Source organism: Rhodococcus sp. B50 (assembly GCF_013602415.1).
In the GTDB taxonomy this organism is placed as follows: Bacteria; Actinomycetota; Actinomycetes; order Mycobacteriales; family Mycobacteriaceae; genus Rhodococcus.
Window position 1 is genome coordinate 181264 of record NZ_WPAG02000003.1, and the last position, 11680, is coordinate 192943.

Here is an 11680-nt window from a genome sequence, read left to right on the forward strand (position 1 = left end):
CTGAGCGACACATGGCAGGCACGCCCATACCGGTTGACTTGCCGCCGACACCCGAAACCTCAACCAATCCGCTCGCCGCCGCTTGGCTGCGCGCGAATTATTCAACACAACAGGAGGATTCCCATGGGAATTCGCAATCCGGAGCAATACCGGGCAGGCTTGCGCGACAAGCGCACGGTCATCTATCGCGGTGAGCGGATCGGTGATGTCACCGAGTTCGATGAATTCCGCCCGGCCATCAGTCACTCTGCCCTCGCGTACGAGATAGCCACCACACACCCGGACTTGGCCATTGCTGACGACGGGCAGGGCCCGTACACCGCGTTCTACAAGCTCCCGCGGACCACCGAAGACATCATCAACCGCGGCAAGCTCATCGAAGCCGTGTCCCGGATGGGTGCGGGCACCATCGTCCTCAAGGAGGTCGGCAGCGACGCACTGTTCGGACTGCTCCGTGCACTCGACGGCCCCGGACTCGAGAACGCCCGCGCATTCTACGACCACTGCTGCCGGAACGATATCGCGCTGGCCGTCGCCCAGAGCGATGTAAAGGGCAACCGGTCCCTGCCGCCCCACAAGCAGAAAGATCCCGACCTCTACCTTCGTATCGTCAACGAGGACAAGGACACGATCACTGTTCGTGGCGCGAAAGTGCACACATCATTTTCCGCCAACGCCGACGAGCTGATCGTCCTGCCCACCCGCGCGATGAGTGCGGCTGACGCGGATTGGGCCGTCAGCTTCGCGATCCCCATGGACACCCCGGGGCTGTCGCTGTACGTCTCCCCCTACCTGCACGGTGAGCGCGACCCGTTCGAGCACCCGATCTCCTCCCAGCACAAATTGCTCGAATCGCTGACCGTTTTCGACGACGTTCGCGTCCCCAAAGAACGCGTCTTTCTGAACAGGGAGCCCGAGACCGCCGGACCGCTCGCGATCGCGTTCGTCGACTACCACCGCTTCACCGCCGTCAGCTACAAACTGCCGCTGCTCGATATTCTTGTCGGCACCGCCAAACTCATGGCCGACGCGAACGGCATTTCCGCCGCGGGACATGTGAAGAGCAAGATCACCGAATTGGTGACCTACGCGGAGACCGTCCGGGGACTAGCTGAACTTTCGGCGCTGCGCTCGCAGCCGGGTGGAAACGACATCCAGCTCCCGGACCCGCTGGCGGTCAACATGGCCAAGTACCACTTCGCGCACGGCTTCCATGCCGCCACCGCGACGTTGCTCGATTTGGCCGGCGGTCTCGTAGTTACCGGCCCCGGGAGCGATGACTGGGCGGACCACGACACCCGCAAGGTCCTTGAGAAGTATCTCGCCGGTGCCGTACCCGCAGAACAGCGCATGCGGCTCTTGAACCTGATCGGTGACATCTGCACTGGCACCTGGGGCGGTTACCAATCTGTGCTCGCGACACATGCTGAGGGTTCGCTTGAGGCGGAGAAGACTCAGATCGCGCGGTCGTACGACCCGGAGCGTGCGGTGCGCTACGTGAGTGACCTGGTCGGAATCTAGAGCGGCTCAACAGAGACGGATTGGGCTGTGGCCCTCAGCCTGAGCTCCCCACTTCGGCTGAGGGCTCGGATCGGTCTCTCCGACTCGAGCGAAGTCCGACTGTCTCGACGAAACGGCGGCACAACTCGTCGAGCACCTCGCCGATGAGCATGTCGGTGGTGCCGTAGCGCAGCCGTCTGCTCGGCTGGAAGTCGGCGATGGCGGCGAATTCGATCAGAGTCTGCTGGCGGTGCACAGCTTCGCCGGTGCGGGGAGGGCCGGAGCTTCACACAGGTCGTGCGGCAGACCGGTCTCACACTTCCCGGTCGCCGGGTCGGGTCGCTGGGTTGGCGCTGCGGGCACTGCCACGGTGGGGCCAGGGCGCATCCATGTGGTCCCAGTCCACGGCGCCTGCCCGCAGCCCGGGTACACCGACTGCAGGTAGACCTGGTGGCGCAAGCAGAGCGGCAGCAACGGATTGGCCCAGTCCGCTCGCCACCACGAATCGGGTTCGGCCAGACATCGGGCGCAGTAGCGTGATCCTCCCCCGTCGGTCCGAACTTGGCAGTGGTGCACCAGGTACCGTGCCGCGGCGGCCTCCATCGGACTACCGAACACCGCGGTCAGCAAAGCACCGGCAGGGACACCGAGGTATGTATGCAACGATCCATCGAGCGTGCAGGCTCAGATGCTCGAGAACGAGCTGGTATCCCGTCGGACTCCTCGGCACGCGAAGTTCGTGCAGAATCTGGGTCGGAGTGAGTTGATAGCGAAGGCCGACGCGCATCAGCCGGCCGGGCAGGAACTCGTCGGCATGCTCGTTCGGTAGCGCCCAACCCATCCCGTACCTCGAGCAGACCTCCCGAAAACAGGACCGGCACACGATGCTGCCCATCGAGCCTGTGGCGGAAGCGTCGCAGCATGGGGTCAGGTGGTAGGCGACGCCCGCGTAGGCGACGACGTGCGCGGTGTCGTCACGGTAGATTTCGACGATCCGGTCGAGGCATTCTGCAGTGGTCTCGGTTATGGGACGCTTTTTATCGAAGCGGTATGGGTGATACATCTCTGAGCGTCTGTGGCGATGCCGATGGTGTTGCAACTGGTGGTGGCGAAGACCGTCGTCAACCTCCGGGGTGCATCGCTGACGTCGAGGAGCCCGAGGATGTCCACGCGAACAGTGGCCGCACCGAACGCTGAACACACCCCCCGCAGTGGGCCCACGAGCGCGCTTCTGCAGGCGCCACTGAGTCGTTCCCCCGGTCGTCACGGACCCCGGGGCCGGGCTCCCGGTCGTCATGGGCTCGGCTGCAGAAGTTCACAGGTGCTCGCGGGATCGACACCCATGTAGTTGTAGCGATGCAACGCGGGCGACCGACCATTCATGGGGCCCGACGGCACGAGCGGTATCGGTGTCCTCCTCGCCGCCCCTGTCGAATACGGCTGCCCCGCAGCCCAGGTAGGAAAATACCGAGCGCCGCGTCGAACCTCGAGTGCCGCGTCGAACCTCGACGTCCGCTGGTTCGCCCGCCCCGACCTGCCCTCACCATTGCACGCCAGTTCGCCCGGGCGGATCGAGAAGGCGCTGCGCGGGGACGCGGCGACCCGTTCGCCCGTCGAGTCGCCGAACGCTGACGTTCAGGACGTCTTCGTCTCCCACAAACCCATGACATTGCCTTCGGTGTCCTTGAAATAGGCGGCGTACCCCATGTCGCCGACCGCGGTCTTCTCCCCCACCGGCTCACCGCCGAGAGTGGTGATCGCCGCCAAAGTGTCGTCGATGCTCTCGACGTCGATCGTGATCACCGGCCCCCGAGGGAAGGACGGCTCCCGTTCGAACATGCCACCGCCGATGTAACCCGGCTCGGCCGGCATCCCATTCTCGGCCGCCGGACCGGTCGACACGCCGGTGTAGTTGAACTCCGGCATCTCGTGGTAGCCCCAGCCGAACGCCTGCTTGTAGAACTCGCGTGCTCGGTCCCCGTCGCTGAAAGGAACCTCGAAGTGCACCACTCGGCCACTCATCACGGCCTCCTCCTGTAGGTGAACCTGCCCGATTCGACGGTAGACCGAATCACCGACACCCGTGAGAAGGGCTCACCCCTCCTGGGTGCACGTCGACTAGAGAGCTGAGCGCCGGCTATTGAGACCTCCCGGGCGAACTGCTCACTTTTCGACCGGACCCGACACGCCGGACTCGAGTACGGCGAGGTGACCTGCGAGATCGCATGCCCTTCGATGGCGTGCACGGCATGTCGGCCACAGCACCTCTAACCCCCACCTGGTCGGGTCCTCAGAAGTAGTAGGGAGGCTCCCGGTCCGGATCGTCGTCGACGACATCAACTTGCTCGAGGGCCACGAGCGTGGCGATCGCCTCGGCGGATCCGCCGATCGTCGCGAAGTGCGGATCGACGTCACACGTCACGCACCAGGCCCGATCGGCCGGCCACACGAATGCCGGTGTCGGCGCGTCGTTGTCGTCGAGCAACGCTTCGATCCGGTTGTTCCAGTCGGAAAAGTCCGCGAGCGTGCCGCGGAACAGGAAGTAGTCGCGGTTCGGGATCGATATCTTCGGCATCGGATCGTCGGGGCGAAAGCTCGGCCACCCGTCCCAGACCAGGAAGTAGCAATCGTCCGGTGTCCCGGTGTAGCGCGCCAATTCGGCCAGGACGACCCCGATCTGATCCGTGTCGTGCAACGCACCAGGGTCACGCTGAGCCTCACCCTCGCGTTGGCCCGGATAGCTCGGGTCCGGGACGATCCGCAGACGCGCATACCGGTCGAAACAGACCGGACCTCGTGCGGCGAGCCGACTCCAGTCCTCGGGCCGCTCCTCGATCCACCGCGCCGCACTCACATCGTCACACCGTGTGATGCCCACTCGGTCAGTATCCCTGCCATGGCTGACCGCCGAACTGCCCCGGTCCGGTGCGCGGAGCATCAAAATCGACTGCGCACCCGGTTGACGGTGGGAACATGATCCGACGTGCGCTGTTGCCAGGCCGCGATCAAGGACAACCGGTCGGGACTTGACCGGAACATTCGTCCCATACCGCGGTGAATTCGTACCAGGAGCCGCCGAGGTGAGTCGATTCGACACGGCCGATTCCCGCTCGGTCCGGAGGCGGTCCTGCCGGCGAGTAGATCCAACCTCCGGAGGTGGTCAGAAATTCTGGTCGGAGTCGTAGAAGTCCTGGACCGAGGACCGCGATCGGTGTCGCGATGCCGGCATCGACGACGACGTCGAGTTCGCGACCAATCCCGAATTGGCCCACACGATTGTCAAGGGACATGAGTGCGTGGATCTGGCGCACTTTCCGTGATTCGTTTGGCGCACTTGTTCATACGTAATGGACGACGCGCTTGCGGAGCAGGTCGAAGTTGGCTCGCCCGTACATCTGTCGTTTGAGCATCTTGATTCGGTTGACGTGCCCTTCGACCGGGCCGGAACTGTAGGCCATAGTCAGTCCCGCGGTAACGGCATCGAGGTCACGGAGCAAGCCTGCCGCGAAGGACCGCAACGCGGGCGCGCCGTCGCGGCGGGCGCGGGCGATCCACTCCTGCACCTTGTGACCGCGTCGGCCGACCATGATCTCGGCGAAGTCCCGCACGAGCCGGCAGGTGGTGGCCAACGCCGGGCTGCGCGTAAGCAGGGCTTGTCGGCCGGTGCGGTCCTCGTCGGTGAGACGATCGGGATGGCGAGTGAGCCATCCGGTGACCTGCCGGACGCTCGGCGCGGCGGGGCGCGGCGGCGCTGGGGCGGCCGCATCGCGCAGCGGATAGACGAATCGTGCGACGGTCTTGGCGCTGCCCCGATATCCGAGTGCGGTGATCTCGCGGGTGAGCCGTGCGGCGTCGAGACACCCGCCATCGATGCGTTCACGCAGGTAAGGCGCGTACTCGTCGAGTATGCTGCGGCCCTTTCGCGCAGTGGAGATCAAGGCGTGGGCGTCGGAAGCGCGGGCGAAGCGGCGGACCGTCTTGGGATCCAGTTCCAGGATGCGCGAGACGTCGGAGAGTGTGCGTCCCTGGGTGAGCAACTCGTGTACGGCAGCGTGGCGTTCGATGGTGCGTGTGACGATACGGTTCTCGACCGGCCCGGTGCTCGGAGGCGGCGTCGTTCGGTTCGGTCCGACGACGGTGGTTTCGGTGGGGGTGTGCAGGTCGGCGCGGTGGCGAATGACGGTCTTCTCCACCGCACCCACCAGGTTGTGCCACAGGTGCCAACGATCGGCAACCTGGGTGGCCTCAGGAGCGCCGGTGCCGATGCCGTCGGCGTACGCGCCGGCCCGATCCCGGCACACGATCTGGACCTCGGGACGGCCACGCAACCACGTCGCGACGGTGTCCGCGGTGCGGTCGGGCAACAGATCGATCGGGGTACGGGTGGTCATGTCGATGACGACGGTGCCGTAGACATGGCCCCGGCGGAGCGCGAAGTCGTCGATACCCAGAACGGGCACCTCCTCGACGGGCCGATCGGGGATCGCCCGAACGGTTCGCAGCACGGTGTCGCGGCCGACCGCGACGCCGAGCTGGTTCGCGAGCCGGGCGCCGGCCCGTCCGGCCACCGCCAATCCGATCGCCTCGATCATGGCCGCCGCTGCGGGCGTGCGCCGGCTCCACGGAAGCGTCAAACCCGAAATTTGCTCGGTGAAGGTCTTTGCGGCGCAGTCGGTCGTGTCGCAGAAGAATCGGCGGACCCGAATGTCGATCAGGACCGGATACCCACCGATTGCGGTATCGGCCAGTTGCCGACGATACCGAGAATGCACGCGACGCGCTTCGCCGGCACAACGTGGGCACGACGCCCGCTCACCCCGCGGCCGAGCCTCGATGCGGATGGTCGCACCTACCCGCCGGACGTCGAGAACATCGACACTGTCCAAATGCGGGAACAAGTCCATCCCGCCGTCTTCAGCGCACCCGGACGATCCTCAACCACCGATGTCGGTGCAGGTCAGCGACACGCCAGAGGCTTCACGGAAAGTGCGCCAGATCCAGATTGGCATGTCCGCTTTCAACGATGCTCGGACACGCACTCGATGCCGGTGTCCCGTTCGGGTGGGTCACCGCCGACGATGCCTACGGGCAGGTCAGCCGCCTGCGGATGTGGCTCGAATCCCGCGGTGTGGCGCACGTGTTGGCGATGCCCAAGTCGGGAGATGGTGGTGTCGATGCAGTTGCGACAGCGCCGCGCCCACACTGTGATCGCAGAGCTCGAGGCGTCGGCGTGGCAACGACTGTCGTGCGGTGATGGTGTCCACGGAGCACGGGTGTACGACTGGACGGCCGCCCCGATCCGGCCCATCCGTGAACCGGGCCGCGGTCATTGGTTGCTGGCCTGTCGGTCGCTCACCGATCCCGACGAGATCGCCTATTACATCTGCTACGGCCCGCCGAGACCCCGCTTGCCGAACTGGTGCGGGTGGCCGCCAGTCAGTGGGCGATCGAGGAGTGCTTCCAGACCGCGAAGAACGAGACCGGGCACGACCACTACCAGGTCCGGGGTTACACCGCCTGGTATCGGCACATCACGTTGTCGATGGCCGCGGCCGCGTTTTTGACGATTCTGCGCCGAGACGCTCAAAAAGGGCTCTGCAACCGGTCCTGGTTCTTGATTCCTCTGACGGTCAACGAAATTCGACGACTGTTCAATCGTGTCGTGTGTCCTGTGCGGAACGCCCTCATCCATGTGTGGCACTGGTCGAACTGGCGTCGCGTCGGTCAGGCCAGAGCTCGCGTCAGTCACTACAAACGGCGACATCCCAAACTGTCGTTGCAGTACTTAGCGTGACTCTTCGCTCGGATGAGCCTCAACCCCCAGGTCAGCGAATGACGGTGTGGTGGTGACTCCCCTCAGGCACGCGGCCACCTTACGGAACACCCGCCGGTGAGCGTGCGACGCCGACAGGTCATCCGCCGGCGGGCGCGCCGCGGGGCACGTCGCGGAAGGCGACGTTCGGGTCGTGGCTGCGTTCGCGCGGCATCCCCAACACCCGCTCGCTGATGGTGTTGCGGGCCATCTCGGTGGTGCCACCGGCGATGGTAAACGACTGCCGCATCAAAAAGTCGGTGCCGCGTTCGACGACCGCGCCGTCGTCGTCGTCCCACGCCGCGCCGCCGGCGCCGGTCATCTCGTAGATGATCGTGGTAATCCGGGTCGCGACGTCCCCGTGCATCAACCGCAGAATGCTTGCGGCCTGGTCGTTCATCGCGCCGGTCGTCATGGCCTGTCCGACGCGCTGCTGCAGCGCATTCTTTACCAGTTCGAGTGTTTCCGTCTCGCCGATCAGATCACGGGCGAGGGGGTCGTCGAGGCGCCCAGCGTCGCGGGCGACATCGAGGACTTCCTCGGTACGGGAGCCTCCGCGGCTATTGCCGGCCGGCACTGTCGCGTACGGGGAGCGCAACAGCATCCGTTCGTGGAACATCCAGCGGGTGCCGACGTTCCAGCCGGCATCGACCTCCCCGATCCGGTAACTATCCGGGATCCGCACGTCGGTCATGAACTCCTGGCAGAATTCTCTCGACCCGCTGAGCATCTCGATGCGGTGCACCTCGATGCCCTCGGCCTTCAGCGGCACCATGAACACCGTCAACCCGCGATGTTTGGGCACATCCCAGTTGGTGCGGGCCAGGCACAACGCCCAGTCGGACCACCAGGCGCCGGTAGTCCAGATTTTCGAGCCGTTGAGGATCCAGTCGTCGCCGTCGCGCACCGCGGTGGTCACCGCGCCCGCGACATCGGAACCACCGCTGGGCTCGGAGAGCATCTGCATCCACAGTTCCTCGCCGCGCAGGATCGCCGGGATGTGCTGCTTCTTCTGTTCCTCGGTGCCGAAGTCGAGGAGCACCGCTGCGCACGGCACGAACGTAGGTGCCTGCAGACGTGCCGGATACTCGAAACCGGCCAGTTCGTCGTTGAGGACGCGCTGGTGTGCGGGAGTCAGGCCCTGTCCGCCGTACTCGCGGGGAATGCTGACCCCGGCGAGCCCGGCGTCGAACATCGCCCGCTGCAGTGCGCGGTTGTGGTCGACCGCGGCGAGTTCGTCATCGTCGGAAGTTTCCTTGCGCAGCACACCGATGTGGGCGGCGGGATCGGCGGGCGCGAGATTCGCGCGGATCCAGGTGCGGGCGCGGGCGCGGAACTCGTCGAGTGTTTCGATCCCGACATCGGTCTGGGTCACTGTGCGCTCTCCTTCGACGGGGCGGCGGTTGAGATGACGGCGTCGGCGAGCACTCTGCGGTGTTCGGTGGGGGTGCCGTAGGTGGATCGGTTCGCGGCGACGCGCCGGGTGTACAGATGCAGGTCGTGTTCGAAGGTCAGGCCGATTCCGCCGTGGAACTGCACGCATTCCTGCATGAGGTCGGCGGCATGATCGCCGATGTAGGCTTTCGCCGCGCTCGACAGTCGCGCCGCGTCGGGAGCGTCCACCGCGACCGCGGCGGCCGCGGCGTCGCTGATCGCGTGACACGCCTCGAGCCACATCTTCATGTCCGCGAAGCGGTGCTTGATGGCCTGGTAGGAGGCAAGGGCCCGACCGAACGAGTACCGGTCGAACGCCCACGCCACGGTGGTGTCGAACGCCGTCTGCAGTGCCCCGACGGTTTCGGCGCAGCCCAGCACGATCGCCAGATGCTGGGCATACTCGGCGTCGGCGGCACCGTTGCCGGCGGCACCGAGCAATGCGTTCGCGGGAAGCCGCACCCCATCGAAGTCGACCTTCGCGTAGCGGCGGGTCAGGTCCACCGAGCGCATCGCGGTGACGGTCACGCCGGGAGTGTCGCGGGGCACGAGGACGTGGCTGAGCCCCTCGCCGGTGCGACCGGTCACCAACAGCACCTCGGCGGTGCCTGCCGCCTCGACGGGGCGTTTGGTGCCGTGCACGATCACCTCGTCACCGTCGACGGTGATCTCGAGTGCTGCAGTGGCGGCGCGGGCCCCGGGGGCGGGTTCGGCGGTGCACCACGCGCCGGTAGCGGAGCCGTCCAGCAGTCCGGCGAGGGTGTCGGGGTGGCTGTCGTGCCTGGCGAGCAGGGCCGCGACGATGTTGGTGGGGACGAGCGGTCCGGGGGCAGCGCGCCGGCCGAACTCGTATGCGATCAAGGTCAGGTCGAGCAGTCCAGAGTCGCTGATGGAGCCGCCGCCGTGCTCGTCGTCTACGAGCAGGCTGGTCCAGCCGAGTTCTGCACCGGCACGCCAGAAGCTTGCGTCGTATCCGGCGGCGTCGTCGCGCAGGTCCCGCAGCACCGCGGCCGGGGTGCGTTCCTGCAGGAACCGTGCGGTGGTGTCTCGGAAGAAGTCCTGGTCGGGCGTGGGTTCGAGCAGCATGCAGTGCCTCTCGTCTCGGCGGCACCCACCAAAGGAGTGCCTTAATCTCAATAACGAGAATATAATTCTCGCATCCTGTAAAGGATAATCCTTTCGCCGAGCTGTGCGAGACCACCACGCACTGGATGCTGGACACGGGCGTGGCGCCGGCATTGCGGTTCACCCTGGCAAGTCCGCTGCTGCCGGAGGTCCCGGACTGCTGGACATCTCCGCTTCGGACTCCTCGTAGCTGGTCACCGCCACCCTGCTCACCTCTGGAAAATCCGGTGCCGGCGCGCTGCGGTGCTCGACCGCCGTCTACGACCTCGATATTGAGTTGGGTACTTAAAGATATGTGAGTTCAGGAGTTCAGCGCCGGTAGCCGGGTCAGCGAACCACCGGCAGCAGGGCTGACAGGCAAGCCTCGACACCAACGGCGCGCATCCAGTCGTCAGACACGATTCACTGATGCCGGAGTCCGCGGCGATCTGCCGGAGGTGCCGAACCGGTTCACGGTTTCGGGCCAACCGCACGACGTCGTCGCGGAACTCTCCAAGGTACGGCTTGGGCACGGGGTCCATCCTTTTAACAGTGCCTCACAGCACTACAGTTCAAGATGTCACCGATCCGTGCAGCAGTCCCGCTCGAGGTGGGGTCGAGGTTAGCTTCTGATGTGTTTCGATACGTCGCCCATACCGTCCGCATAGACGTGACGTTCGTTGAAGTACCACACACCGTCATCGAGCGTGAAGGTGTCGTTGTAGTAGCCCTGCAAGATGATTTGCGGACCCGAATCATCAACCGCCTGGTAGATGATCACGTAAGACTCGGCGGTAGCACTCTTAACATCATCGGCAAGGTCGATCAGCACATTGCTGATGACGTGTCGCGTCTTCGGGACGCCGTCGTAGAGGATAACAAAATCGTTGAGGAAGCCCGCGACTGCGTCTCGCCCCTTCAGCGGACTCCCTGGACTCGGGATCCATGTTCCCCTGCTGAACAGTGCAGCCATATCGTCAAGCTGACCCTTGTCGATATTGGAACAGTAGGCGAGCATCAAGCGATTGATTGCATCTTTGGCTTTGAGCTCTTCTTCAGAAATCATTTGCGACCCCAGTTGTTATGTGGCGGAAAGCGGACCACACAGAATGCAAACAGACCCCGCCCGCTTGCGGCCGACGAGTCCACTGCTTTCCGCGTGTACACCTTGGTTGCTGCAGAAACCCCCGTTTCGGCGGCCGACTCGCATCGACCGCCGAGAGGGTATTACCAGTTGCTGGGAAGGTAAGGTACGAGCCCCTCTTCAGGTGCGACGTCGAGTGATCGCATAACCATCGCCAACATCGAATAGCAACCCACAGTGTAGAGAAGATCCATGCATTGCTGAGTGTCAAAGTTCTTCGAGAGGACCGCCCAGTTGTCATCGCTGATTTTGCCGCCGCCGAGGAGATCGTCGACCGAACCCAAGAGCGCCCTCTCGGCATCGGTCCACTCGGACGAGTCCGGTTCGTCTCTCACTCGAGCGATCTCGGCATCGGAGATTTCGGCCCGGCCCGCGATGATCACGTGCTGAGCCCACTCGTATTCACACTTCTGGAGGAAGGCGACACGCAGGATCATCAGTTCGCGGTCCCGCAGCGTCAAGGAAGAGCATGACAGCAAGTACCCGTTGAACTTCAGAAAAGCACTGATCAAGTCCGGGTGGTAGGCGAAAACGCCGAACAGATTGTTGCCGGACTGACTGTTCGACGCGGGCTTCGCCCCACGAACATTGCTCCGGTAGCTCTCGACTGTTTCAGCGAATTCGGTAGACCATTCCTCGCGCAGTAACGGTGATAGGCGGGACATCAGTTCATTTCCTTTCATTTC

The 11680-nt window shown here is 64.6% G+C and carries 8 protein-coding genes and 1 pseudogene; 2 read left to right on the top strand and 7 right to left on the bottom strand.

What is annotated here, in order from left to right; all coding sequences use genetic code 11:
- Positions 1–123 precede the first annotated feature (123 nt).
- Positions 124–1521: a 4-hydroxyphenylacetate 3-hydroxylase N-terminal domain-containing protein gene (locus GON09_RS25315; protein ID WP_213934764.1), complete on the top strand. Its 1398-nt coding sequence runs from the start codon at positions 124–126 to the stop codon at positions 1519–1521.
- Positions 1522–3135: 1614 nt separating this feature from the next.
- Here GON09_RS25315 and GON09_RS25320 read toward each other — a convergent pair.
- The 3 genes from GON09_RS25320 to GON09_RS25330 form a co-directional block, all read right to left on the bottom strand.
- Positions 3136–3522 carry a VOC family protein gene (locus GON09_RS25320; protein WP_213934765.1) on the bottom strand — a complete coding sequence of 129 codons (387 nt, stop codon included), beginning with the start codon at positions 3520–3522 and terminating at the stop codon, positions 3136–3138.
- A 268-nt stretch (positions 3523–3790) separates the two neighbouring features.
- Complete coding sequence (locus GON09_RS25325; protein WP_307854538.1) at positions 3791–4354, bottom strand: hypothetical protein; 564 nt, start codon at positions 4352–4354, stop codon at positions 3791–3793.
- Positions 4355–4838: 484 nt separating this feature from the next.
- Positions 4839–6404, bottom strand: a complete 1566-nt coding sequence (locus GON09_RS25330; protein ID WP_213934767.1) for an ISL3 family transposase — start codon at positions 6402–6404, stop codon at positions 4839–4841.
- A 2-nt stretch (positions 6405–6406) separates the two neighbouring features.
- Here GON09_RS25330 and GON09_RS25335 point away from each other — a divergent pair.
- A pseudogene (locus GON09_RS25335) lies at positions 6407–7093 on the top strand (IS701 family transposase); the annotation flags it as partial.
- Between the two features lie 319 nt (positions 7094–7412).
- On the opposite strand, the gene GON09_RS25340 reads toward GON09_RS25335, so the two are convergent.
- The 4 genes from GON09_RS25340 to GON09_RS25355 form a co-directional block, all read right to left on the bottom strand.
- Positions 7413–8687 carry an acyl-CoA dehydrogenase family protein gene (locus GON09_RS25340; RefSeq protein WP_213934768.1) on the bottom strand — a complete coding sequence of 425 codons (1275 nt, stop codon included), beginning with the start codon at positions 8685–8687 and terminating at the stop codon, positions 7413–7415.
- Positions 8684–9832 carry an acyl-CoA dehydrogenase family protein gene (locus GON09_RS25345; protein WP_213934769.1) on the bottom strand — a complete coding sequence of 383 codons (1149 nt, stop codon included), beginning with the start codon at positions 9830–9832 and terminating at the stop codon, positions 8684–8686. Before GON09_RS25345 ends, GON09_RS25340 begins: the two co-directional genes overlap by 4 nt.
- A 640-nt stretch (positions 9833–10472) precedes the next feature.
- On the bottom strand, positions 10473–10916 hold the full coding sequence (locus tag GON09_RS25350; protein WP_213934770.1) for a nuclear transport factor 2 family protein: 444 nt from the start codon (positions 10914–10916) through the stop codon (positions 10473–10475).
- Between the two features lie 161 nt (positions 10917–11077).
- On the bottom strand, positions 11078–11677 hold the full coding sequence (locus tag GON09_RS25355; RefSeq protein ID WP_244867020.1) for a carboxymuconolactone decarboxylase family protein: 600 nt from the start codon (positions 11675–11677) through the stop codon (positions 11078–11080).
- Positions 11678–11680 lie beyond the last annotated feature (3 nt).

Bases quoted from the DNA above. Each gene is read 5' to 3' on its own strand.
- GON09_RS25320 (WP_213934765.1), bottom strand. From the start codon at position 3,522: ATGAGTGGCCGAGTGGTGCACTTCGAGGTTCCTTTCAGCGACGGGGAC.
- GON09_RS25350 (WP_213934770.1), bottom strand. From the start codon at position 10,916: ATGATTTCTGAAGAAGAGCTCAAAGCCAAAGATGCAATCAATCGCTTG.
- GON09_RS25355 (WP_244867020.1), bottom strand. From the start codon at position 11,677: ATGAAAGGAAATGAACTGATGTCCCGCCTATCACCGTTACTGCGCGAG.
- GON09_RS25345 (WP_213934769.1), bottom strand. From the start codon at position 9,832: ATGCTGCTCGAACCCACGCCCGACCAGGACTTCTTCCGAGACACCACC.
- GON09_RS25315 (WP_213934764.1), top strand. From the start codon at position 124: ATGGGAATTCGCAATCCGGAGCAATACCGGGCAGGCTTGCGCGACAAG.
- GON09_RS25330 (WP_213934767.1), bottom strand. From the start codon at position 6,404: ATGGACTTGTTCCCGCATTTGGACAGTGTCGATGTTCTCGACGTCCGG.